We start from the raw sequence: 23,028 nt of genomic DNA on the forward strand, positions 1-23,028 counted from the left end.
CGTCCGGGTCAGGCGTCCGGGTTCCTGCCGACCAGGACCTTGATCAGTCGGTCGTTCTGGAGCTTGGCCAGTTCGGCGGCGGTGTCGTACGGGTGGGTGTCGCCGGGCAGGGTGCCGAGTCGGGTCTCGCTCAGGATCGTGCCGGACCGGGTGATGACGTGGACGGCCCCCGGGGCGTCGCTCCCCTTCTCCATGAAGCCGGTGGTGCTGGAGGCGTCTCCGAGGGGCGCCGTCTTCACCGTCTTGAGCACGAGGTTCTGGTCCGTCGCGTCCCGGGCGATCGCGGCCTTCATCGCTGCCTTCGCGTCGTCCTCGGTGCTGAACGAGTACACGTTGAACGTCACACCCACCGTGGCGTCGTTCGCCCTGCGGTAGCCCGCGGAGCCCATCGCCTTCAAGCCGCCACAGCCGGTCCTCAGTTCGCTCCGGCAGTGGTCCTGGGTGAGGTTGGCGCCGTACGCGATCGGAGTCCCCGGGTCGTCGTTGCTCATGGGATTCTGCGACTCCGGGAAGTATCCCTCCCCCATCGCCGACTTGCTCGGCATGACCTCGACCAGCTGGGACGCCGAGTCCAGCTTCACCACGGTCCGGGCCCACGGCGGCGAGTCGCCCCCCTTGGGCACGTCGTCGATGCCCGCGTCGCACGCGGACAGACCACCCACCGCCAGCAGCGCGCAGGCCGCGGCCGTCGCGGCACGGGTCATTCCGTTCATGAGTCCCCCAACTCAGCGTCCGTACAGGGCAATTGACGCATACACGCGTGAACGGTGGGTCACCGTATCCGGTGGCCACCCGCCGGTCAACGCAGTCCCCCCGGGAGCAGAGCCCTGCATCGGGCACTCCGGCCGGATCGGCACGAGCGGCTCGGTGCGGCCCCGGGTATGTGGTATCCGCAGGACGGCAACGGCACCCGTGGGCCGGCAACGGCGGCCCCTGCCCGCCCGATCGAAAGGTCCCTCATGTCCCTGTACACCTTCGGCGGCGCCCCCACCGACGTCCTCACCACCCGAACGGGCGACGTCGTCCCCGATCATCCACTGCTCGTCCGTATCGCCGATACGGGTGAACTCCTCACCGTGCTCTACCAGATGGACGGAGTCACCCCGCTCGGCCAGCTGCGCAGCAACCCTGCCGGTCACTCCTCGCCGGGGACGATCCCCCCGTTCACCTGCGCGGTCCCGGCGATCGAGTACGAGTACGCGGACGCGGCCGGGAACCCGGTGCGCTGGCGCCAGGACGGCCGGGAGCTGGCGGCGGGCGTTCCGGCGCAGGCCGCCGCGCCGTCCCCGGACGCCCCGGCGACGCAGCCGGACCCCTCCCCCAGGCCGGCCGACTTCGTCGCCGCCCGGCTGTTCGTGGTCCAGGGGGCGGTGGGCGACGGCGTCGCGGACGACCGGCTGCCGATCCAGGCCGCCCTCGACGCCGCCCGCAGCGCCGGGGGCGGCACCGTCGTCGTCCCCGCCGGGCGTACGTACGGCGTCGGCACGTTCCTGGTCGTCTTCGACAACACCACGATCTACGCCTACGGGGCGACGCTCCGCGCGATCGGGAACTCCGGCATCCTGCGCAACTTCCTGCCCGACGAGACGTTCGCGGGCTACGGCGGGCACTCCCACATCAACGTCCTGGGCGGCACCTGGGACGGCAACGCGGCCGACGGCACGTCCGGCACCGTCACCGCGCTGACCGACGTCATGAACTTCATCCACGCCCGGGACATCACCGTGCGGGACGTGACGGTGACCGACGTCAGCGCGGCGCACGCGCTGGAGTTCAACTCCGTCGACGGCGGCCGGGCGGTCGACTGCCGGTTCCTCGGCTTCAGGGACACGACGGACGAGAAGAACCGGGGCACGTCCGAGGCGATCCAGATCGACATCGCCAAGGCCGGGTCCAGCTCCATCGGCGACTTCGACGACACCACGGCGAACAACATCGTCGTGTCCGGCTGCTACTTCGGCCCGTCCGACCGGCTCGGCCCGTTCGGACGCGCGGTCGGCTCGCACGCCGCCTCGGCCGGGAGGTACTTCGACGGGATCCAGATCATCGGCAACCGGATCGAGGGCACGGCCGCCGAGGGGGTGCACGGGTACGGCTGGCGGCGCGCGGTCGTCGCGGACAACGTGATCAGCGGTACGGGCGCGGCCGGTATCCGGCTCACCCACCCGAATCCGGTCGGCGCCGGATTCTCGCTCACCCCGCACTCCCTGGCCGTCACCGGCAACACCATCGACGCCCCGGCCGCCGACGCCGGGGTCACCGTCCTCGGCTACCCGACCGCGCAGGTCTCCGGCGTCAAGATCGCGGACAACGTCGTACGGGGCTCGGGCGGCACCGGCATCCGCGTCTCCTCCTGCACGTCCCCGAGCATCACCGGCAACAGCGTCGACACGACCAGCGGCACCGGCATCCTCGTCCAGGCCGGAAGCGGGGCGACCGTCGCGAACAACACTGTCCGGTCCACCGGGTCGAACGGCATCAACATCTCGAACCACACCGGGGCCACGGTCGGCGGCAACAGCGTCGACACCACGGGGACCAACCACGGGATCTTCGTGGGCACCCTGGGCGACGCCCTGATCACCGGCAACCAGATCGTGGCGGCGGCCTCGGCCGGCATCCGGCTCTCGGACGGCGCGGTCCGCTGCACCGTCACCAACAACAAGATCCGCAGAGGCGACGGGACGACGGCCAGCGGGATCACCACCGCGACCACCGCGACCGGCGCCCTCATCGCGGGCAACGATCTGAGCGGGAACGCCTGGACGGCCGGAACCGCCCTGGCCGTCACCGATTCCGGCGCCGCCCTCGACTGGAGCGGCTCCACCACCGTCCCCGGCCAGAACCGCGTCTGACGCGAGCCCGTCCCGGGCCCCGGGCCGTGCGGGTGAACCGTACGGCCCGGACAAGCCCGGCACCCGGGGCAGGCCCTACAGCCCGCCTTCAGCCACACCCCCGATGAAGGACTGCCACCCCTCGGAAGCACAGGTCAGAACCGGCCCCGCCTGCTGCTTGCTGTCTCGTACGGCGACCGCGCCGTCGAGGTGCGCCACCTCGACGCAGTTGCCGTTTCCATTGCTGTGGCTCGACTTGAACCACTCGGCGTTCTCAACCGTTCTCATAGCTCCCTGCTACCTCGGAAATCAGGCGTAGCGACGCCTGCTCGTCCAGCGATGCTTTCCAGATGTCGTCGAGGGCCGCGTCGTACTGTTGCACCTCCCGTTCTTTGTCCAGGTATAGGCCGCCGGTGTATCCGTCCGCGTAGACGGTCGGCGGCTCCGTGGCGACCCCGTCGCCAGTCAACGGGAAGCGCAGAATCAAGAACGGGCCCGTGACGATCCCCGAGTGCGCACCTGCCTCGAAGGGCACCACCCGGATTGTGACGTTGGGCAGTTTCGCAACATAGACAAGGTGGGCGAGCTGCTGCGCCATCACCTCTTGGCCTCCGATGGGACGGCGCAGCACCGCTTCGCTCAGCACCGCACGGAACACCAGCGGATCGGTGGCTCGCGTCAGAAGGGACTGACGCTCCATGCGGAGGCGCACGCGTCCATCGAGCTCCGCGTCGCTGATCCCACGGACGTGCGTACGAATGATTTCGCGTGCGTAGCCATCGGTTTGAAGCTGCCCGGGGATGAGGTCGCTCTCGTACATCGACAGCGATTCCGCCGCCTCTTCAAGCCCTACGTAGATGTCGAATCCCTCGGGGATCGAGTCGCCATAGGCGTGCCACCAACCACGCGCCTTGGTCTCCTTCGCCAGCCCCATCAGCGCCTCGGTGAGATCCGCCGGAGCGCCGTACACCAGGCACATCGCCTGGACGTCGAGGCTCCGCAGCGCGGTCTGCCCCGTCTCGATCCGCCACATCTTCGCTTCGGACCATTCGAGCTTCTTCGCCGCCGCGCGGACAGTCAGGTGAGCCCGATTGCGCAGGCCCTTGAGATTCCGCCCCAGTTGACGACGCGGAACGGTTGACCCGGTCTGCCCCTCAGCCATCTTCACCCCTCCTGAAGAACCCAGTATGAGGGACTTTTGCCCCTCGCGATGAAAGCAGTCCAGCGCCCGCTTCGCAGTACAAGACATCCGTTCGATGTCTTTGAAGCGGAACAACGCCATGAAGTCTTGCACGACTCCCACTCCACCGTGCAGCCTTGAAAGCACTCTCCGTGAGCAGTCAATTCGCCACTCATTTGCACTCATCCGCACAAATCGCGGTGCACGTGCCGCACTTACCCCTGAGGAATACGCGTGATCGATCTTCCACGGGCTCTTCCACCCGTCCCCTGCGCACCACTCTGCGGCCCCCCGCCCACGCTGCTGCTGGCGAGTGAGCGCAAGTCGGTGCGCTACGCACGGGACTTCGTGCGCGCGTTCATCGTGCATCACTCACCGGACGCGCCGGGCACACACATCGACGCCGTCGTCCTGGTCACCAGCGAACTCGTCACCAACGCCTACCGGTACGGCACCGAGCCCGACGACCTGATCCGAGTCGTTCTCGACGTCGAGGGCGGCCGAACCCGCGTCGAAGTGCACGACCCCGTACGCCGGACGCCTCGCCGCCGCTTCAAGTCCACCGAAGGGGACGACGAGAGCACACGAGGGCGCGGCCTGGTCATCCTGGACGCGTTGTGTCCGGGACAGTGGGGATTCGCGGGCCGGCCCTTCGGCAAGTTCGTCTGGGCCGAGATCCGACAGGTCTGCTGACCCGTCCGGGCGGCGGCAGGGTTTCCCGGAGTGAGAGAGACCCCAGGACGCCCCGCCGCCGCCGTCGACCCTATAGACCCACTGTCGTCATCCGAAGATCGAGAGAGCCCCTGTGACAGACATCGAGTACGAGGCGAAGGCCCTCGACGTCGACCCAGTGGAAATGGCACGTCGAATCATCGCCGCCGGAGGGGTCGAGACGGCCCCGGCGCGGGTGATGCGCCGGTACGTGTACGACACCGTGCCGCACGTTCCCGGGAGGTGGGTGCGCCTGCGCGACACGGGGGACGCGGTCACCCTGTGCGTCAAGGAGATCCATACGGACGCCGTGGACGGGACCCGGGAGACCGAGGTCACGGTCGACGACTTCGCCGAGGCCGCCGAACTGCTTCGCCTGGCCGGGCTCACCCCGCGCGGGTACCAGGAGAACCGCCGCACGTCCTACGCGCTCGGCGCGGCCCGGCTGGAGATCGACGAGTGGCCGCGTATCCCGCCCTACCTGGAGATCGAGGCCGACGACGAAGCGCAGGTGTGGGCGGCTGCCACCGCCCTCGGGCTCGACCTCGACGGCCTCACCTCCATCAACACCACCAAGGTCTACCACCGGTACGGCATCGATCTCGAAAGCATCACCGACCTGCGGTTCTAGTAGGTCGTCACCCATGACTCACTGCCGGGGCTCCTCGCCCTGGCAGTACCGAGAGGGGCACCCATGCACGATCTGTCCCATCTACCTGTCGAGGTAAGGCCGGACCGGACCTTACGCGTGAAGGTCATCGATGCGTGCGGCCTCGCCTGCTCCTTCTGCCACAACGAAGGAACACCCGTGGCGACCGACAACGCGCATCGTCCCACCGATCGGTTCACCGGTAGCCCGGGACGCTCCGGACGCGTATCCATCTACCTCCACACCAACGGCGCGGACTTTCTGCCTGCCCGGATCGCAGCCGATGCCGACTTCGCGCTCGCGCTCGCCGCTGTACGCGGCTCACTGCCCACCACGGAGGTCCACTTCACCGGAGGGGAGCCCACCCTTCACCCTGAACTGCCTGAGCTCATCGCCATAGCCCGCCGCCTGGGACTCTCCGTAGGGCTCACCTCGAACGGCGAAGCCGGAGCCTCAGTGCTGCCCGCCGCAGCCGCAGCCGGACTCGACCGCATCAACCTGTCCGTGTTCGGCACCACACCTGATGAGCTCGCTGCCGTGCAAGGGCCCCGCCTCGCCTCCCCGAGGCTCGCCGAGCGGAAACTCGCCGCGCTCGACGCCACGATCGAAGCCGCGACCGCACATGGGGTCAAGGTCTCCGCAAACATCGTGATCCCCGACCTCAATCACGTGGACCGCGTGCTCCGGGTCATCGAACGGCACGGTCGCTCCGTCGTCGTGCGCATGCTCGTATCGCTGGAGGACGGCGGCGCGTCGCTCGACGCGATGCAGGCCGTCATCGACCACGTAGGCGCTGTGCCGGACCGCCGCATCATCACGGCCGGAGCATCCGACCAACGCGTGCGCTACCTCCTTCCGGACGGACGTGCGCTGTACGCCAAGAGCATCAGGCCCGTACGGCTCCCCGAGACATGCGCCGACTGTCGGTTCAACAATGACCGGGATTGCCAGGAGGGCTACTACGGGCTCCGGCTCTACCGGGCCGTGAACGGGCCCTTCATGGTCGGGGTGTGCATTCAACGCATGGACCTGTGCATGAGCCTCGGTGAGTTCGTCATGAGCCAGCGCTGTCGCGAAGTGGCCGCGTTCCGCGAGGACGAGATCGCGCGTCTCACGAGCCTGCACGCCCCGACGGAACGTGCCGGGCAAAGCCAAGCGCCCTGCTGCCCTCCGCCCGCCGGAGCTTGAGGCCACCCATCGAGTTTCCAGTGATGTGGACGTGCCCCTGGATTCGCACCCCGTGCCCGAACGGTCTGCCAGCCCGCGCGGGCATTCACAACCCCACCCGCACGGCTGCATGAACAGTGCCCCGGCCACCGTCCAGCGGTCGGGGCACCACCCGCTGGGTTCAGGGAGCTCGGAGTTCGCGGCGGAGGATCTTGCCGGAGGCGGCGCGGGGGACGGCGTCGATGAACCCGGGGACCGCCATTGGCCTTCTTGGGGCTGGAGTCGTGGACTCCACGTCAAAGCCGGACGGACCACGCCACTGCCAGGGAAATCCCCAACTGAACATCCATGCATGACACCTGATGGTCAGTCACTTCTATTCGGCAAGGCGCCTGGCGACACGCTCGCAGGCTCGCGCCGACGACACGCGATGCGCCCAAGGGATTCCGCCACGTCGATCCGTGGGCGCTGGCAATGCGCACCCTGTCACCTTGCACCGAAACCGGAGCCTCCCCTTCCATTGAGTGACGCCAGCCACACCGAGAGTAATTGCCTTGTGAAGAAATCTTGACCATCCCATGATCAATTCTTGAACCGGGCGACGCATGATCCGCACAGGTCGCCCAAACAGGGGAGGAATCAACTATGCGCAGAATCAAGGCGATCGCCGCGATAGCACTGGTCATCGGCGTCGGAGTGCCGACCAGCACCGCGATGGCACTTGACGCCAAGGGCGGCGGCGTGACGGCGACGACTCCGTACAACGGCGACAGCGGCGTCATCTCCGTCTACGACGGCAGCGACGACGGTGACTCGGGCAAGGCCGAGTACTACCGTCAGGCCAGCGCCGGGACCAAGCGCACGCTGTGGAACCACAGCGGCTACAAGACCCGCGTGATCTCGGGTAGTGGCTCGAAGATCATCAAGTTCAGGGCGTGCGACGACAACGACTGGGCCAGCGACGACTGCTCCGGCTGGAAGGCTCCGTAACCGGAGCTACCGCTTGAGTACCCGCTGGGCAGGCCGTCCCACAGCCTGCCCAGCGGTTTCATCTTTGCTCACCTACTCAACACAGGGACGTGCCGTGACCCACACCCCTCCGCCGGGCGGTGGTCTTCAGATCAAGGGCCTGACCTATCAGGTCGGAGACCGTGTGCTCCTCAACAGCGTCGACCTCGCCGTGGACGCGGGGAAGTCGGTGGCCGTCACCGGGCCCAGCGGATCGGGCAAGTCGACACTGTTGATGTGCGTGCTCGGTCTGGTCAAGCCGGCCTCCGGCACGATCACGGCGGGAGGACATCGCCTTACGGGACTGCTGCCCGGCGCCCTGGCCAAGGCCCGTCGCAAGCGCCTCGGCATGGTCTTCCAATTCGGCGAGCTGCTGCCCGAACTGACGCCGGTGGAGAACGTGGCTCTGCCCATGCTCCTCGACGGCGTCGACCATCGTCACGCCCATGAGTCGGCTACGCAGCTCCTGGACGAACTCGAAGTACCCCATGGCAGTACCCCCACCGGCATGCTTTCCGGAGGAGAACGCCAGCGCACAGCCGTGGCGCGGGCGCTCATCGCGCAGCCGTCCGTGCTGCTGGCGGACGAGCCCACCGGCGCGCTGGACCCCAAAGCGCGCGAGAACGTGGCCGACCAGATGTTCCGGATCTGCCGTGAGCGGGACTGCGCGCTCCTGGTGGTCACCCACGATCCGGCAGTCGCCGAACGCGCGGACGACGAGTTCCAGCTTCAGGAGAGCACGCTCGTCCCTGTCCAGCGGGGGACGCACTCGTGACCGACCAGCACTCGCCACACCTCCGCCGGCCCGGAAAGCTCTGGGTCCAGCTGCTGAGGATCGGGCGCGCCGCAGGACGCACCACGCCCGGCACGCGACTGCGTATGTGGGCCCTGATGACGGCCTCCGCCGCTCTTGCCCTGACCGCCCTGGCGATGGTCACCACCAGCGCGACCTTCGACGGCCGCACGCAGCGCGACACGGTACGGGGCCCCGTTCTGACCAGCAGCGCACATCGGGCCACGGCCTTGTGGAAGGAGGCCATCGACTCGTTCGGCACGTCACCGCACAGCGTCATCTACGTCGAGCCTCTCGCGGCCGACGCGCCTCCACCGCCGGGCCTCCCACGCTGGCCGCAGCCGGGTGAGGTCTTCTTTTCCCCGGAACTCGCCCGGGCGGCGAAGGACATCGACAGCCTCGACAGATACGGCCGTTACGCAGGGACGATCGGCAAGCAGGGGCTCAGGTCACCATCTGAACGTCTCGCCTACGCCCGTCCCGCCCATCCGCCGGCCGACCCCACGGCAGCGTCCTGGCAGTACATCACGGGCTTCGGCCGGCTCTTCCCGATGAACCAGGACATCTACCCCTTCACCAAGGCGGAGACGGTCGGAGTCATCTCGGTGCTCATGCTGGTACCGGCCTTGGCTCTGCTGGTCGTGGCCACCCGGGTGGGATCGGCCACCCGGGACCGCCGGAGCCGTCTCGTCAACGCCCTGGGAGCCTCGTGGGCACACCGCGCGGTGATCAACACGGGAGAGGCCTTCGCCCCGGCCGCCATGGGAACGCTCCTGGTCCTCGTCCCCGCCGCCGTCCTGCTGGCCACCGACGTACGGTTGCCCTTCACGGGCTACATCGTCAACGCTGCCGACCTGCGCCACGCATGGCCGCAACTGGCCGCCTCACTCACGGTCTCCCTGGTTCTGACGCTCCTGCTGGTCGTGCTCCTCCACCGGGTTCAGCGAACGAAGGCGGCGACCCGGCCCAGCGCGTCCTCCTCACACCTGCCCAAGTGGCGCTTGGCCTTGTGCGTCACCGGTGTCCTGGGAATCGCGTTCAGCCAGTACGCCCCCAAGGGCCCTGACGTCGTGGTCTTCCTGGCCGGGACTGTTCTGATATGGGCCATGCTGCCGTCGGCTGTCGCCATGCTCAGCGTCGCCCACGGGAAGCGCCTGGCCGCGAAGGGCTATCGCAAGGGGAACCCGGGACGCCTCGTCGCAGGCCGCTGGACCGCGGCTCATCCAGGAGTACTCGTCCGGCTCTCTGTGGTCTTCGTCATCGGTATCGGTCTCATCAGCCATCTCCAGGTCTGGAACAGCCGGTTGGGAGACAGCGCCGCCGCTGCCCAGCAACTGACCCAACGCGTGGGAGACACCCTCTTCACCGTCTCCAGCAGCAACCTCACGCCCCGCACCACCGAACGCCTCGCACGGACTCTGCCGGACGGGACGCGTCTCCTGGCCACCACCGCCCATCCGGAGGGCGATCACCCCCGCATCGACGTGACCGGCGCCTGCCGGGACCTCGAAGCGATGCGTCTGCCCTGCCCGACAAGCGCCCGGCCCCTCACCACGCAGGACCCGCGGCTGCAAGAACTGGCCGCCGCCTACGGGGGCAACCTCACGGTCCAGGCCGTCACCGGCGCGCTGCCGAGCGGTCGCCCCAACCAGTCGCTGATCGTGACCGCCGACGAGTCCGGGCACCGGGCGGAGATCGAGAAGGCCGCCTATGCCGTGCTCCCCGGGATCAACGTGGAGTCCCCCGGGGAAACCTGGGTGATCGGTGCCCAGCAGAAGAACCGGCTCAACTACTGGCTCTACCTCTTCGGCGGCACAGGTCTGGCCCTGCTGCTGGTGACAGGGCTGATCAGCGCGGCCGCCGAGTTCGTACGCATCAGGCGGGGACTGGCCCCGTTGAGCGTCCTCACCGGCGACACCCGAATCTTCCGCGCCATCGCCCTGTGGTATTTGACTGTGCCGTTGCTCATCGCGACCTGTGTCGCCGCCTTCATCACCAACTGGCACTCGTTGTTCTTCGTCATCTCCTTGCGCGAAGGGAAGTTCTCCTGGCCGGTTCTGGCCGCGGCAGCCATCGGCTTCGCACTCGCCGCCGTGGCGATCGGCCTCCTCGCGGCACACTCGGCGCGTCGCGCCGCACCATCCTGGCGCCCCGAAGCGGACTGAGAGGGGACCGGCCCACGGCTCCCTAGGGGGTGTCTGATAAATGAGTGCGGGTGAAGGAGCGGGGTCCGGTGCGTGCGATCGCAAGGCGCCGGGGCGTCTGCGTGGCGGAGCCACGTGGGCGGTTCGGCAACGCCGCGAGCGTGCATGCCGGACCCCGCGACGCCGCAGGCATTTGTCAGACACCCCCTAGGAACGGGGAGCCCGGGGGCCGGTCCGGAGTTCGCGGCGGAGGATCTTGCCGGAGGCGGCGCGGGGGACGGCGTCGATGAACTCGGTGCGGCGGATCTTCTTGTACGGGGCGACGCGTCCGGCGACGTAGGCCATGACGTCGTCGGCGGTGAGGCCGGGGGCGTCGGGGCGGCGGACCACGTACGCCTTGGGGATCTCGTTGCCCCCGTCGTCGGGTACGCCGATGACGGCGGCGTCGGCGATGGACGGGTGGGTGAGGAGGAGGGCTTCGAGTTCGGCGGGGGCGACCTGGTAGCCCTTGTACTTGATCAGTTCCTTCACCCGGTCGACGACGAAGAGCCAGCCGTCCTCGTCGACGCGTCCCACGTCCCCGGTGTGCAGCCAGCCGTCGGCGTCGATCATGGCGGCGGTGGCCTCGGGGCGGCCCAGGTAGCCCTTCATCACCTGGGGGCCACGGATGAGGATCTCGCCCTCGGTGGAGGGCGCGGAGTCCGAGGTGTCGGAGAGCGGGACGAGGCGCATCTCGGTGCTGGGCAGCAGCCTGCCGACCGCGCCGGGCGGCGGGTTCTCGGCGGAGAGCGGGACGACGTGGGTGCCGGGCGAGAGCTCCGTCATCCCGTACGCCTGGCGGACCGGCGGCAGGCCCAGCCGCTCGGAGCAGGCGGCGGCGAGGGCCGCGTCGAGCGGGGCGGCGGCGCTGACGACGTACTCCAGCGAGGAGAGGTCGTACCGCTCGACGGCGGGGTGCTTGGCGAGGGCCAGGACGATGGGCGGGGCCACGTAGAGGCCGGTGATCCGGTGCTTCTCGACGGCGGCGAGGAACTGGTCGAGGTCGAAGCGCGGCAGGACGACGACGGTTGCGCCCATCCGCAGCGGGGCGTTCATCAGGGCCGTAAGCCCGTAAATGTGGAAAAACGGGAGAACCGCGAGGATTCTGGCGCCCGGGCCCATGGGGATGAAGGGGCGCAGCTGCTCCAGGTTGGTGGCCATGGAGCGGTGGGTGAGCATGACGCCCTTGGGGGCGCCGGTGGTGCCGGAGGAGTACGGGAGGGCCGCGACGTCCTCGGCGGGGTCGATGGCGGGGGTGGGTTCGGGGGCGGTGGTGGTGAGCAGGTCGAGTACGGAGGGGTGGCCCTCGGCCCGGTCGCAGACGTAGATCCGCTCGATGCCCCCGGCGCGGGCGGCGGCGTCCAGGGCGGTGGGCAGGAGCGGGGAGACGGTGACGATCCAGCGGGCGGCGGAGTCGGCGAGCTGCTTGGCGAACTCCGCCGCCGTGGCGAGCGGGTGGACGGTGGTGACGGTGGCCCCGGCCCGGGTCGCGCCGAGGAAGACCGCCGGGTAGGCGATGGTGTTGGGGCTGTGCAGGGCGAGCACGTCGCCCTTGCGGAGTCCGGCCTCGGCGAGTCCGGCGGCGATGCGGCGGTGGAAGGTGTCGAGCTGCCGGTAGGTGAGGGCGGAGGTGTCGTCCGTCCCGTCGATCAGGGCCACGGTGTCGCCGTGGTCGGCGGTGGCCCGGCCCAGGACCGCGTCGTGCAGGGGCTGGTCGAGCGGCGGTACGTCGGGGTGGTCGCTGCGGAACACGTGCGTCATGGCGGTCCCTTCGGGACGGGCGACGGATCGACGAGAGCGGGGTCAGTAGGACTTGGGCAGGCCCAGGGACTGGTGGGAGACGTAGTTCAGGATCATTTCCCGGCTGACCGGGGCGATCCGGGCGACCCGGGCCGCGGTGATCAGGGAGGCGAGGCCGTACTCGCGGGTGAGGCCGTTGCCGCCGAGGGTGTGGACGGCCTGGTCGACGGCCTTGACGCAGGCCTCGCCGGCCGCGTACTTCGCCATGTTGGCGGCCTCGCCCGCGCCGATGTCGTCGCCGTCGTCGTAGAGCCGGGCGGCCTTCTGCATCATCAGGCGGGCCAGCTCCAGCTCGATGTGGGCCTGGGCGAGGGGGTGGGCGATGGCCTGGTGGGCGCCGATGGGCTCCTTCCAGACCTGGCGGGTCCTCGCGTAGTCGACGGCCCGGTCCAGGGCGTAGCGGCCCATGCCGATGCCGAACGCGGCGGTCATGATGCGCTCGGGGTTGAGCCCGGCGAAGAGTTGGAGGAGTCCGGCGTCCTCGTCCCCCACCAGCGCGTCGGCCGGCAGGCGTACGTCGTCGAGGACGAGTTCGAACTGCTTCTCCGGTGCCTGGAGTTCCATGTCGATCGGGGTGCGGCCGAAGCCGGGGGCCTCGCGCGGGACGATGAAGAGGCAGGGCTTGAGCCGGCCGGTACGGGCGTCCTCGGTGCGGCCGACGACGAGGGTGGCGTCGGCGATGTCGACGCCGGAGACGAAGACCTTGCGGCCGGTGAGCAGCCAGTCGGCGTCCGGACCGGAGCCGTCCCTGCGGGCGGTGGTGGTGATGCGGTGGGAGTTGGACCCGGCGTCGGGTTCGGTGATGCCGAAGGCCATGGTGAGGCTGCCGTCGGCGAGGCCGGGCAGCCAGGCGCGCTTCTGGTCCTCGGTGCCGAACCGGGCGATGACGGTGCCGCAGATCGCCGGGGAGACCACCATCATGAGCAGCGGACTGCCGGCCGCGCCCAACTCTTCCAGGACTATGGAGAGTTCGGCCATGCCGCCGCCCCCGCCGCCGTACTCCTCGGGCAGGTTCACGCCGAGGTAGCCGAGCTTGGCGGCGTCGGCCCAGAGTTCGCGCGGGTGGGCGCCGTCGCGGACGACGGAGGTCATGTAGTCGCGTCCGTAGCGCTTGCCGAGGGCGGCGACGGCGGCGCGGAGGGCCTGCTGTTCCTCGGTTTCGAGGACGGTGCTCGACGTGCTGCTGGCGGCGGTCATGCGTTCTCCCCAGTCTGTGCGGACCGCGTGTCCGCGGATTCGGTGACGACTGCGAGCAGGGTGCCGACCTCGACCTGGTGGCCGGGGGTGGCGTGGAGGGCGGTGAGGGTGCCGGAGGCGGGGGCGAGGACGCGGTGTTCCATCTTCATCGCCTCCAGCCAGATGAGGGGCTGCCCGGCCTCGACGCGGGCGCCGGGGGCCAGGCCCTCGGCGAGGCGGACGACGGTGCCGGGCATGGGTGCGAGCAGGGAGCCGGGTTCGGCGCGGTCGGTGGGGTCGGTGAAGCGGGGCAGGGGGGTGAGGGTGTACGAGCCGGTGGCGGTGTCCACGTACGCGGTGCCCCGGTGGACGGCGATGTCGTAGTGGTGGGTGAGGCCGTCCGGGGTTTCTAGGGTGACGCGGTCGGGGGCGGCGGCGACGGCTCGTTCGCCGGTCACGGGGACGGGGCCGGTGCGGGTGGTGCGGTAGGCGGCCTCGTACTCGGTGCCGTCCGGTTCGGCGCGGTAGCGCTTGACGTGGGGCGGCGCGGGGAGGTTCCGCCAGGCGCCCAGGCGTACGGGGCCGGGTCCGGGCCCCCGGTGCCGGGCGGCGGCGTCGGCGAGGGCGGCGGCGAGGGCGGCGCGGCGGGGCCCGTCCTCCGGTGCCCCGGTGGTGAGGGCGGTGAGGTGGCGGTCGTAGAAGCCGGTGTCGAGGCGGGCGGCGCGGAAGTCGGGGTGGCGCAGGGACCGTACGAGCAGGTCGCGGTTGGTGACCGGGCCGTGGACGCGGGCGCGCTCCAGGGTGCGGGCCAGCAGGCGTACGGCCTCGGCGCGGGTGGCGGCGTGGGCGACGACCTTGGCGATCATCGGGTCGTAGTGCACGCCGATGGTGTCGCCGTCCGCGTACCCGGTGTCGAGCCGGACGCCGGGTCCGCCGGGTACGTCCAGGGTGTGCAGGGTGCCGGTCTGGGGCTGCCAGTCGCGGGCCGGGTCCTCGGCGTAGAGGCGGGCCTCGACGGCGTGGCCGCGCGGCTCCGGGGGCGTCGGGGCCGGGAGGGGTTCGCCCTCGGCGACGCGGAGTTGCAGGGCGACGAGGTCGAGGCCGAAGACGGCCTCGGTGACGGGGTGTTCGACCTGGAGGCGGGTGTTCATCTCCAGGAAGTACGGGCGCCCGTCGGCGGCGAGGAGGAATTCGACGGTGCCCGCGCCCTGGTAGCCGACCGCGTGGGCGGCGGCGGTGGCGGCGTCGTGCAGCCGGGTGCGCACGGCGTCGTCGAGGCCGGGGGCGGGGGCCTCCTCGACGACCTTCTGGTGGCGGCGCTGGAGGGAGCAGTCGCGGGTGCCGAGCGCCCAGACCCCGCCGTGCGCGTCGGCCATGATCTGGACCTCGACGTGCCGGCCGCGTTCCACGTACGGCTCCGCGAAGACCTCCCCGTCCCCGAACGCGGCGGTCGCCTCGGCCGTCGCCGCCGTCAACTCGCTTTCCAAAACGGCCAGTTCACGGACTATGCGCATGCCCCGGCCGCCGCCGCCCGCCGCCGCCTTGAGGAGCAGCGGCAGGTCCTCGGCGGTGGCCCGGTCCGGGTCGACGGGGGCGAGCAGCGGCACCCCGGCTCCGGCCATGAGTTCCTTGGCGCGGGTCTTGGAGGCCATCAGCTCGATGGCCTTGGGCGGCGGGCCCACCCAGAGGAGCTCGGCGTCCTGGACGGCGCGGGCGAATCCGGCGTTCTCGGAGAGGAAGCCGTAGCCGGGGTGGACGGCGTCGGCCCCGGCGGCGAGCGCGGCGCGCACGACGAGTCCGCCGCGCAGGTAGGTGTCGGCGGGGGCGGCGCCGGGCAGCCGTACGGCGGTGTCGGCCTCCCGTACGTGGAGGGCGTCGGCGTCCGCGTCGGAGTACACGGCGACGGTGGCGATGCCGAGTTCGCGGCAGGTCCGGAAGATCCGGCAGGCGATCTCGCCCCGGTTGGCGACGAGCAGCGTGGAGATCATCAGGGCCTCACATCCGGAAGACGCCGAAGCCGCCGCGGGCGCCTTCGACCGGGGCGGTGTGGATCGCGGACAGGCACATCCCGAGGACGGTCCTGGTGTCACGGGGGTCGATGACCCCGTCGTCGTACAGCCGCCCGGAGAGGAACATCGGCAGGGACTCGGACTCGATCTGCTGCTCGACCATGGCGCGCAGCGCGGCGTCGGCCTCGTCGTCGTAGGGCTGTCCCTTGGCGGCGGCGGAGGCGCGGGCGACGATGGAGAGCACCCCGGCGAGCTGCTGCGGGCCCATGACGGCGGACTTGCTGCCCGGCCAGGCGAAGAGGAACCGCGGGTCGTAGGCGCGGCCGCACATGCCGTAGTGCCCGGCCCCGTACGAGGCGCCCATCAGCACGGAGAGGTGGGGGACCTTCGAGTTGGACACCGCGTTGATCATCATGGCGCCGTGCTTGATGATGCCGCCCTGTTCGTACTCCTTGCCGACCATGTAGCCGGTGGTGTTGTGGAGGAAGAGCAGCGGGATGTCGCGCTGGTTGGCGAGCTGGATGAACTGGGCGGCCTTCTGCGACTCCTCGCTGAACAGCACCCCTTGCGCGTTGGCGAGGATGCCGACCGGGTAGCCGTGGAGGGTGGCCCAGCCGGTGACCAGGCTGGTCCCGTAGAGCGGTTTGAACGCGTCGAAGTCGGAGCCGTCGACGAGGCGGGCGATGACCTCGCGGGGGTCGAAGGGCACCTTGAGGTCGCCGGGGACGATGCCGACGAGTTCGTCCTCGTCGTACTCGGGCGGTGCGGCGGGGCCGGGGTCGGGGTGGGCCTTGCGCCAGTTGAGGCGGGCGACGATGCGGCGGGCCTGGCGCAGCGCGTCCTGCTCGTCGACGGCGTAGTGGTCGGCGAGGCCGGAGGTGCGGGCGTGCATCTCGGCGCCGCCGAGCGATTCGTCGTCGCTCTCCTCGCCGGTGGCCATCTTGACCAGGGGCGGTCCGCCGAGGAAGACCTTGGACCGGTCCTTGATCATGACGGTGTGGTCGGACATGCCGGGGACGTACGCGCCGCCCGCGGTGGAGTTCCCGAAGACGACGGCGACGGTGGGGATGCCGGCCGCGGACAGCCGGGTGAGGTCGCGGAAGAGGGCCCCGCCGGGGATGAAGATCTCCTTCTGGGACGGCAGGTCGGCGCCGCCGGACTCGACGAGGCTGACGCAGGGCAGCCGGTTGGCGAAGGCGATCTCGTTGGCGCGCAGGGCCTTCTTCAGGGTCCAGGGGTTGGAGGCGCCGCCGCGTACGGTCGGGTCGTTGGCGGTGATCAGGCACTCCACGCCCTCGATCACCCCGATCCCGGTGACGAGCGAGGCGCCCACGGCGTAGTCGCTGCCCCAGGCGGCGAGCGGCGACAGTTCGAGGAACGGGGTGTCCTCGTCGATCAGCAGCTCGATGCGTTCCCGGGCCAGGAGTTTGCCCCGGGCGCGGTGCCGGGCCACGTACTTCTCGCCGCCGCCCGCCTGCGCCCTGGTGTGTTCGGCGGCCAGTTCGTCGAGTCGGGCGAGCATCGCCGTGCGGTTGGCGGCGTACTCGGGGCCCGTGGTGTCGAGCGCGGTGGGCAGGACGGTCATGCGTGCGCCTCCGGTGGTACGTGGGCGGCCGGGTGTGTTTCTCGCGCCCGGGCGGCTTCCAGCAGCGACACGGGGACGGGCAGGTGCCGGGAACGCAGCCACTCCCCCACCGCCTTGGCCTGCGGGTCGAAGCGGTGCTGGGCGGCGACGCCCTCGCCGAGCAGCCCGTGCACGGTGAAGTTCAGGGCGCGCAGGTGGGGCAGGACATGGCGTACGACGGTGAGCGGGGCGGTCTCCGGGAGCAGTTCCCGGAAGCGGTCGACGGTCAGTTCGTGGGCCAGCCACCGCCAGGCGTCCTCGTCGACGGCCCAGACGCCCACGTTGGCGTCGCCGCCCTTGTCGCCGCTGCGGGCGCCCGCGATCCGGCCGAGCGGGGCGGGGCGGGTGGGGCCGGGGTCGGTGAGGGGGGCGGGGAGCGCGGGTTCGCGGACGTCCCGCAGCGGCCGAGTCGTGGCCGGGGGCGCCACCGCCACGCGCCGCCCGTCGGGCAGGACGGCCAGGTGGGGGACGTCACCGGCCGGTACGTACCGGGCCTCGAACACCCCGTACGGGGCGCCCTTCCCGGGCGGGGCGGTGACGTGGAAGCCGGGGTAGCTGCCGAGCGCCAGCTCGATCGCGGTGCCGGAGACGGCCCGGCCGACGGTCTCCGGGTCGGGGTCGCGGACGACGAGCCGGAGCAGGGCGCTGGCGGTCTCCTCGGTGGCGGCGTCGGCCCGGTCGGTGCGGGCCAGTTCCCAGCGCACTTCCTCGGGGCGGGTGCCGGAGCGGTCGAGCGCGTCGGCGAACTGCTCCCGCACCAGCCGGGCCTTCTCCTCGATGTCGAGGCCGGTGAGGACGAAGACGACCTCGTTGCGCCAGCCGCCGAGCCGGTTCAGCCCGACCTTGAGGGTGGGCGGCGGGGCCTCGCCGCGCACCCCGGAGATCCTGACCCGGTCGGGCCCTTCCTGCCTGAGCCGTACGGTGTCGAGCCGGGCGGTGACGTCCGGTCCGGCGTAGCGGGCGCCGCCGGTCTCGTAGAGCAGTTGGGCGGTGACGGTGCCGATGTCGACGACGCCGCCGGTGCCGTCGTGCTTGGTGATGACGGACGAGCCGTCGGCGTGGATCTCAGCGACGGGGAAGCCGGGGCGGCGCAGGTCGTGGCCCCGGAAGAAGGCGTAGTTCCCGCCGGTGGCCTGGGTGCCGCACTCCAGTACGTGTCCGGCGACGACGGCCCCGGCGAGCGCGTCCAGGTCCTCGGGGCCCCAGCCGAAGCGGGCGGCGGCCGGCCCGGTGACCAGGGCGGCGTCGGTGACCCGCCCGGTGACGACGATGTCGGCGCCCGCGGTGAGGCAGGCGGCGATCCCGGCGCCGCCGAGGTAGGCGTTGGCGGTGAGGAAGCCCTCCGGTACGGGGAGGCTGTCGCCCTCGACGTGGGCGACGCGCACCGGGACGCCGACCTTCTCCGCGAGCTCCCTGACGGCGTCGGCCAGTCCGGCCGGGTTGAGCCCGCCCGCGTTGGCGACGATCCGCACCCCGCGCTCATGGGCGAGCCCGAGACCCTCCTCCAATTGGCGCAGGAAGGTGGTGGCGTAGCCCCGGTCGGGGTTCTTGAGCCTGCCGCGGCCGAGGATGAGCATGGTCAGCTCGGCCAGGTAGTCGCCGGTGAGGACGTCGAGCGGGCCGCCGGTGAGCATCTCGCGCAGGGCGTCGAAGCGGTCCCCGTAGAACCCGGAGGCGTTGCCGATCCGCAGGACCCCGGCCGCGTCCGGGGTGCCGGTCACGCGCCGCCCTCCCGCCGCGCGCGGCCCTGCCCGGGTGGCCCGGCGAAGGCCTGGGCGATGCCGAGCCACTGGTCGGCATCGGGCCCGACCGCCCGGACGGCGAGGTCGTCGCGGTGCGCCCGTTGCGTCACGAGGAGGCAGAAGTCGAGGAGCGGACCGGTCACGCGCTGCGCCGCGCCCTCGGGGCCGAAGGCGACGGTGGCGCCGCCGGGGGCGTCCAGCTCGACCCGGAACTCCTCGCCGGGCGCCGTCAGTCCCCGGACCAGGTAGGCGTAGTCGCGGGCCCGTACCCCGATCCGGGCGATGTGACGTAGCCGGTCGGTGGGGGCGCGGACGGTTCCGAGGGCGTCGGCGATGTCCTGGCCGTGCGCCCAGGTCTCCATGAGCCGGGCGGTCGCCATGGACGCGATGCTCATCGGCGGCCCGTACCAGGGGATGCGGGTGCCCTCCGGCGCGTCCCGCAGCACCGCCGCCAGCCGCTCCCGCCCCTCGCGCCAGCGCGCGAGCAGGGTCTGCGGGGTGTGGGCCGCGGCGATCTCCTCGGCGCCCCGGTCCACGAAGGTGCCGGGTGCCCGCGCGGCCCGGGCCACCTCGCCGGCGAAGGCGTCGGCGTCGGTCGCGGCCAGCAGCGCGACCTCGTCGGTCCAGGTGAGGTGGGCGATCTGCCGGGCGACGTCCCAGCCTGGGGCGGGGGTCGCGGCGGACCACCGACCGGGGTCCAGGGCGCCGACCAGCCGGTCGAGTTCCTCGCTCTCGTCGCGCAGATCGCCGAGCACGGCTGCGACTTGGGACACGGTGCGCTCCCCTCGGGGCGTGGCGGTGTGTCCAGGAGCATGGCACCGGGGCCATAAACAATCAAGCACGCTTGCATGCTTTTCCGTCCGGGCGCGGCCGTGCGCGCACGGAGTGAGCGGGACTGTCGGACCTCCACGAACGGAAGCGGCGGATGTTACGCCCGAGTACCGAAGACTGGAAGATTATCGGCCATGAAATTTGGATCAATTATCCGATGTTGCTAGCCGAATCCCGCTCCCTCTGAGAGCGTGAACGCAGTTCCAACGGGGGGAACGAATGGGGAACACCTGTGCGCATTCCCCCTGCCCTGACCAAGCAGGAGAGAATATGACGCGCTTGAGTCGCAGCTCGCCGAAGTCCGCGCGAAGGGGCCCTTCCTCGGCCTGGCGCGGCGGGGAGAACCGGACAGCCGGGGTCCCCCCTTCAGCGGCCGGTGCCCGCCCCGCCGGACGTGGACGGGAGGAGACTTGCTGACCCGCCACCCGGAACCGGACGCCCCCGACGACCGCACCGCGGGCGACGAGCCGGAGCCCGCGGTCCCGGCGGCCGCGCCCGACCCCCCTGGGGGGCGCCCGGATCCGTGCTTCGGCATCCTCGGGCCGCTCTCGGTCCGCGGCAGGACCATGTCGGTCACCTCGCCCGTCCGGCGCGCGGTCCTCACCGCCTGCCTGCTCCGGTTCGGACGGCCCATCGGGATCGCGGAGTTCAGCGAGATCCTGTGGGACGACCCGCCCGCGTCGGCGACGGCGAACCTCCGCAGCCACGTCACGGCGTTACGCAGGGATCTCGACGAGATCGAACCGGGGCTGGGCGACCGGATGCGCACCTACCGGGGCGCCCAGTGCGGATACGGGGTGCAGATCGAGGCCGCGGAATTCGATCTGCCGCGGTTCACCGCAGCGGTCCAATGCGGCCGGAAACGGCTGCTGGGCGGTGCGCCCGGGCCGGCGGCCGACGCCCTGGAGCAGGCCGTGAGCCTCTGGAACGGCCCCTTCGGGCAGGACCTCCCGCCCACCCGGTGGTTCAACGCCCATGTCGCCGGGCTCAACAACGCCCGGCTGGACGCCTATCAGGATCTCTTCACCGCGTCCGTCCTCGCCGACCGGACCACCATGCTGGCCTACCGCATCGAGAGCCTGATCGCCGAGGCTCCCTACCGGCAGCACCTGTGGGAGCTCCTCGCGGCGGTGCACTGCCTGCACGGCGACACCGTCAGCACCCTGTCGGCGGTCAACCGCTGCCAGAAGCTGTTCGCGGAAGACCTGGGGCTCGATCTGCCCCCGGGCATCGAGGCGATGCGGACGGCGGCGCTCAACTGGGACCACGAGGAGGCCGTGCGACTCGTCGCCTCCCGGGCCCGGGCCTCCACCGATCCGTGCGAGTGCCGAAGACCTCCGCGTCCCTCTTCCCACTGACGCGGAGGCCCCGATGAGGGTCCGGTGGTTCTCCTCCAACCACCGGGCTCAGACGACGTCCCGCCGGAGCAGGAGCAGTGTTCCCGCGAAGCCGCCCACCAGGCCGTAGCCGACGAGCACGACGGCGCCCGTCCAGGAGGCCGGAGCCCCGGCGAAGAGCTCGCCGGGCGTGGTCATGATCTGCGACGCCACCCCGGGCAGCAGCACCTGCGCCTGAAGCACCCAGTCCTTCTCCAGGACCAGATCGTGGAGAACCTGGAAGGCGAACGCGACGACCACGGAGGACAGGAAGTAGAGCACCACCGCGGTGACGGTGGCGGCGGTCTGACTGCGGATGAGCACCCCGAGTCCGAACCCGAACACACCCCACACCATGTAGGCGGCCAGGTTCAGCAGGACCGCGCCGAGCACGTCCCCGCGCCCGAGCCCGAGGCCGGCCCCCCGCGTCGTCAGGAAGACCCCGCCCACCAGGACACTTCCCAGGGTCGCCACCAGCCACAGCCCGGCCGAGGAGAGAACGACCGCGACGAGTTTGGCGGCGACGACGCGGCCCCGTCGCGGCGCCACGAGGAACGTGGCCGTCAGGGTCCGGTAGTGGTACTCGTTGGTCACCAGCAGGACCGCCACCACACCCGACAGCAGCAGGCCGAAGCTCTGCCCGGAGGTGTAGAGGGTCGCGGCGATACGGCCCGGAGCGCTCTGGGTCTCCCACAATTCCCGCATCGTGCCGACCTGTTCGGCGGACATCTCCTCGCGGGGGGTCAGGATCGCCCCGGACAGGTAGTCCTCGAACGGCTGCATGAACGTGTGGGCCTGCCAGCTGTTCCACAGTGCGAGGAGCACCGCCGCTCCGGCCATCGCCGCGCCGGTGACCCACCAGGTGGGCAGCGTGCGGAGCTTGAGCAGTTCGCTGCCGATCAGCCGCCTCACCGGATCTCCGCCTCTCCCTGGGTGAGCTGGAGGAACGCCTGCTCCAGATCGGGTGTGTCCTCGGTCAGTTCGTACAGTTCCCCGCCGTGGACGGCCGCCGCCGCGGCCACCGCGCCCGCCCCGAGGCCGCTCACGACCAGGAGGCCCTCCTCGGCGGGCGGGCGGTCCACGGCGGCTCCGGCCCGGACGAGGGCCGATGCCAGCTCGGCGGGGAGCGCCACGCGGACCCGCACCCGGGCCTCGCCCCGCACCCGGGCGGTGATCTCCCGGCTCACCCCCTCCGCCACCAGCCGGCCCCGGCTGATGATCACGAGGTCGTCGGCGGTCTGCTCGACCTCGGAGATCAGATGGCTGGAGACGAGCACGGTGCGGCCCTCGGCCGCCATGGTCCGCAGCAGCGCCCTCATCCAGGCGATCCCCTCCGGGTCGAGTCCGTTGGTGGGCTCGTCCAGCACGAGGACGGGCGGGTCGCCGAGCAGCGCCTGCGCGAGGTTGAGGCGCTGGCGCATGCCGAGCGAGTACTCCTCGTAGCGGCGCCCGCCGGCCCCGGCCAGTCCGACCCGGTCGAGCACCTCGTCCGCCCGCCGGGCCGGCAGGCCCGTCGCCGCGCACTGCACGCGCAGGTGGTCACGGCCCGTGCGCCTGCGGTGCGTACCGGACTCGTCGAGCATCGCCCCGACCGTCGCGAGCGGCTGCTCCAGGTCCCGGTACGGCCGTCCGTCGACGGTGGCGGTGCCGGACGTCGGGGCGGTCAGGCCGAGGAGCATCCGGAGCGTCGTCGTCTTGCCCGCGCCGTTCGGGCCGAGGAAGCCCGTGACGCGTCCCGGTGCGACGGTGAAGGACAGGTCCCGCACCGCCCATCTGTCGCGGTACCGCTTCGACAGGGCCCGGAACTCGATGGCCCGGCCTCCTGCCGGGGCCGGCGCGTTCGCCGCATCCGTCGGGGTCATGAACTCTGCTCCTCACGTACGCGCGGCGGCCGTGCCGGGCCTCCCGGCACGGCGCTTGGGAGCCGCTGGGGTCGTCGGGCCGT

General features: G+C 71.1%; 19 protein-coding genes. 8 read left to right on the forward strand and 11 right to left on the reverse strand.

Translation table 11 applies throughout. The features are described from left to right. Nucleotides 1-8 precede the first annotated feature (8 nt). Entirely contained in the window at nucleotides 9-713 is a 705-nt protein-coding gene (locus ACIQGQ_RS03735) for a hypothetical protein (RefSeq protein ID WP_402390150.1), read from the reverse strand. A gap of 246 nt (nucleotides 714-959) precedes the next feature. On the opposite strand from ACIQGQ_RS03735, the gene ACIQGQ_RS03740 reads away from it, so the two are divergent. Then, complete coding sequence (locus ACIQGQ_RS03740; protein ID WP_402390152.1) at nucleotides 960-2,855, forward strand: right-handed parallel beta-helix repeat-containing protein; 1,896 nt, start codon at nucleotides 960-962, stop codon at nucleotides 2,853-2,855. A 75-nt stretch (nucleotides 2,856-2,930) separates the two neighbouring features. Here ACIQGQ_RS03740 and ACIQGQ_RS03745 read toward each other — a convergent pair whose 3' ends face one another. Both ACIQGQ_RS03745 and ACIQGQ_RS03750 read right to left on the reverse strand, forming a co-directional pair. Then, on the reverse strand, nucleotides 2,931-3,122 hold the full coding sequence (locus ACIQGQ_RS03745) for a DUF397 domain-containing protein (protein ID WP_402390154.1): 192 nt from the start codon (nucleotides 3,120-3,122) through the stop codon (nucleotides 2,931-2,933). Then, a complete protein-coding gene (locus ACIQGQ_RS03750; protein ID WP_402390321.1) occupies nucleotides 3,109-3,996 on the reverse strand; it encodes a helix-turn-helix domain-containing protein in 888 nt (295 codons plus the stop codon). Before ACIQGQ_RS03750 ends, ACIQGQ_RS03745 begins: the two co-directional genes overlap by 14 nt. A 252-nt stretch (nucleotides 3,997-4,248) precedes the next feature. Between ACIQGQ_RS03750 and ACIQGQ_RS03755 the strand changes: the two genes are divergently transcribed. The 6 genes from ACIQGQ_RS03755 (at nucleotide 4,249) to ACIQGQ_RS03780 (ending at nucleotide 10,507) form a co-directional block, all read left to right on the forward strand. Then, on the forward strand, nucleotides 4,249-4,707 hold the full coding sequence (locus ACIQGQ_RS03755) for an ATP-binding protein (protein WP_402390157.1): 459 nt from the start codon (nucleotides 4,249-4,251) through the stop codon (nucleotides 4,705-4,707). A 112-nt stretch (nucleotides 4,708-4,819) separates the two neighbouring features. Continuing rightward, the gene (locus ACIQGQ_RS03760; protein WP_402390160.1) at nucleotides 4,820-5,356 is read left to right on the forward strand and encodes a class IV adenylate cyclase; all 537 of its coding nucleotides are present in this window, start codon (nucleotides 4,820-4,822) and stop codon (nucleotides 5,354-5,356) included. Nucleotides 5,357-5,419: 63 nt separating this feature from the next. Continuing rightward, a complete protein-coding gene (locus ACIQGQ_RS03765; RefSeq protein WP_402390163.1) occupies nucleotides 5,420-6,562 on the forward strand; it encodes a radical SAM protein in 1,143 nt (380 codons plus the stop codon). A 624-nt stretch (nucleotides 6,563-7,186) separates the two neighbouring features. Next, entirely contained in the window at nucleotides 7,187-7,531 is a 345-nt protein-coding gene (locus ACIQGQ_RS03770; RefSeq protein WP_402390165.1) for a hypothetical protein, read from the forward strand. Between the two features lie 94 nt (nucleotides 7,532-7,625). Further along, a complete protein-coding gene (locus ACIQGQ_RS03775) occupies nucleotides 7,626-8,324 on the forward strand; it encodes an ABC transporter ATP-binding protein (RefSeq protein ID WP_402390167.1) in 699 nt (232 codons plus the stop codon). Next, complete coding sequence (locus tag ACIQGQ_RS03780; RefSeq protein ID WP_402390170.1) at nucleotides 8,321-10,507, forward strand: permease; 2,187 nt, start codon at nucleotides 8,321-8,323, stop codon at nucleotides 10,505-10,507. Before ACIQGQ_RS03775 ends, ACIQGQ_RS03780 begins: the two co-directional genes overlap by 4 nt. A gap of 186 nt (nucleotides 10,508-10,693) precedes the next feature. Here the strand turns inward: ACIQGQ_RS03780 and ACIQGQ_RS03785 are convergent, their stop codons facing one another. The 6 genes from ACIQGQ_RS03785 to ACIQGQ_RS03810 are packed head-to-tail and all read right to left on the reverse strand — an operon-like array spanning nucleotide 10,694 to nucleotide 19,649. Next, nucleotides 10,694-12,286: a 4-coumarate--CoA ligase family protein gene (locus ACIQGQ_RS03785; protein WP_402390173.1), complete on the reverse strand. Its 1,593-nt coding sequence runs from the start codon at nucleotides 12,284-12,286 to the stop codon at nucleotides 10,694-10,696. A gap of 42 nt (nucleotides 12,287-12,328) precedes the next feature. Continuing rightward, complete coding sequence (locus ACIQGQ_RS03790) at nucleotides 12,329-13,522, reverse strand: acyl-CoA dehydrogenase family protein (RefSeq protein ID WP_402390175.1); 1,194 nt, start codon at nucleotides 13,520-13,522, stop codon at nucleotides 12,329-12,331. Next, nucleotides 13,519-15,489, reverse strand: a complete 1,971-nt coding sequence (locus ACIQGQ_RS03795) for a biotin carboxylase N-terminal domain-containing protein (RefSeq protein WP_402390178.1) — start codon at nucleotides 15,487-15,489, stop codon at nucleotides 13,519-13,521. Before ACIQGQ_RS03795 ends, ACIQGQ_RS03790 begins: the two co-directional genes overlap by 4 nt. Before the next feature lie 7 nt (nucleotides 15,490-15,496). Then, nucleotides 15,497-17,095, reverse strand: a complete 1,599-nt coding sequence (locus ACIQGQ_RS03800; protein WP_402390181.1) for an acyl-CoA carboxylase subunit beta — start codon at nucleotides 17,093-17,095, stop codon at nucleotides 15,497-15,499. Next, a complete protein-coding gene (locus tag ACIQGQ_RS03805) occupies nucleotides 17,092-18,855 on the reverse strand; it encodes an acyclic terpene utilization AtuA family protein (RefSeq protein WP_402390183.1) in 1,764 nt (587 codons plus the stop codon). The genes ACIQGQ_RS03800 and ACIQGQ_RS03805 overlap by 4 nt, the downstream gene beginning before the upstream one ends. After that, nucleotides 18,852-19,649: a TIGR03084 family metal-binding protein gene (locus tag ACIQGQ_RS03810; RefSeq protein WP_402390186.1), complete on the reverse strand. Its 798-nt coding sequence runs from the start codon at nucleotides 19,647-19,649 to the stop codon at nucleotides 18,852-18,854. The genes ACIQGQ_RS03805 and ACIQGQ_RS03810 overlap by 4 nt, the downstream gene beginning before the upstream one ends. Before the next feature lie 468 nt (nucleotides 19,650-20,117). On the opposite strand from ACIQGQ_RS03810, the gene ACIQGQ_RS03815 reads away from it, so the two are divergent. Continuing rightward, nucleotides 20,118-21,065: a BTAD domain-containing putative transcriptional regulator gene (locus ACIQGQ_RS03815; protein WP_402390188.1), complete on the forward strand. Its 948-nt coding sequence runs from the start codon at nucleotides 20,118-20,120 to the stop codon at nucleotides 21,063-21,065. 48 nt (nucleotides 21,066-21,113) lie between these two features. Here the strand turns inward: ACIQGQ_RS03815 and ACIQGQ_RS03820 are convergent, their stop codons facing one another. Beyond that, nucleotides 21,114-21,995, reverse strand: a complete 882-nt coding sequence (locus ACIQGQ_RS03820; protein WP_402390191.1) for an ABC transporter permease subunit — start codon at nucleotides 21,993-21,995, stop codon at nucleotides 21,114-21,116. Further along, nucleotides 21,992-22,945 (reverse strand): ABC transporter ATP-binding protein, encoded by a 954-nt coding sequence (locus tag ACIQGQ_RS03825; protein ID WP_402390194.1) that lies wholly within the window; start codon nucleotides 22,943-22,945, stop codon nucleotides 21,992-21,994. The genes ACIQGQ_RS03820 and ACIQGQ_RS03825 overlap by 4 nt, the downstream gene beginning before the upstream one ends. Nucleotides 22,946-23,028: the final 83 nt, after the last annotated feature.

It is taken from the genome of Streptomyces sp. NPDC092952 (assembly GCF_044754785.1).
In the GTDB taxonomy this organism is placed as follows: Bacteria; Actinomycetota; Actinomycetes; order Streptomycetales; family Streptomycetaceae; genus Streptomyces.

Bases quoted from the DNA above. Each gene is read 5' to 3' on its own strand.
- ACIQGQ_RS03735 (WP_402390150.1), bottom strand. From the start codon at position 713: ATGAACGGAATGACCCGTGCCGCGACGGCCGCGGCCTGCGCGCTGCTG.
- ACIQGQ_RS03740 (WP_402390152.1), top strand. From the start codon at position 960: ATGTCCCTGTACACCTTCGGCGGCGCCCCCACCGACGTCCTCACCACC.
- ACIQGQ_RS03745 (WP_402390154.1), bottom strand. From the start codon at position 3,122: ATGAGAACGGTTGAGAACGCCGAGTGGTTCAAGTCGAGCCACAGCAAT.
- ACIQGQ_RS03750 (WP_402390321.1), bottom strand. From the start codon at position 3,996: ATGGCTGAGGGGCAGACCGGGTCAACCGTTCCGCGTCGTCAACTGGGG.
- ACIQGQ_RS03765 (WP_402390163.1), top strand. From the start codon at position 5,420: ATGCACGATCTGTCCCATCTACCTGTCGAGGTAAGGCCGGACCGGACC.
- ACIQGQ_RS03770 (WP_402390165.1), top strand. From the start codon at position 7,187: ATGCGCAGAATCAAGGCGATCGCCGCGATAGCACTGGTCATCGGCGTC.
- ACIQGQ_RS03785 (WP_402390173.1), bottom strand. From the start codon at position 12,286: ATGACGCACGTGTTCCGCAGCGACCACCCCGACGTACCGCCGCTCGAC.
- ACIQGQ_RS03790 (WP_402390175.1), bottom strand. From the start codon at position 13,522: ATGACCGCCGCCAGCAGCACGTCGAGCACCGTCCTCGAAACCGAGGAA.
- ACIQGQ_RS03795 (WP_402390178.1), bottom strand. From the start codon at position 15,489: ATGATCTCCACGCTGCTCGTCGCCAACCGGGGCGAGATCGCCTGCCGG.
- ACIQGQ_RS03800 (WP_402390181.1), bottom strand. From the start codon at position 17,095: ATGACCGTCCTGCCCACCGCGCTCGACACCACGGGCCCCGAGTACGCC.
- ACIQGQ_RS03825 (WP_402390194.1), bottom strand. From the start codon at position 22,945: ATGACCCCGACGGATGCGGCGAACGCGCCGGCCCCGGCAGGAGGCCGG.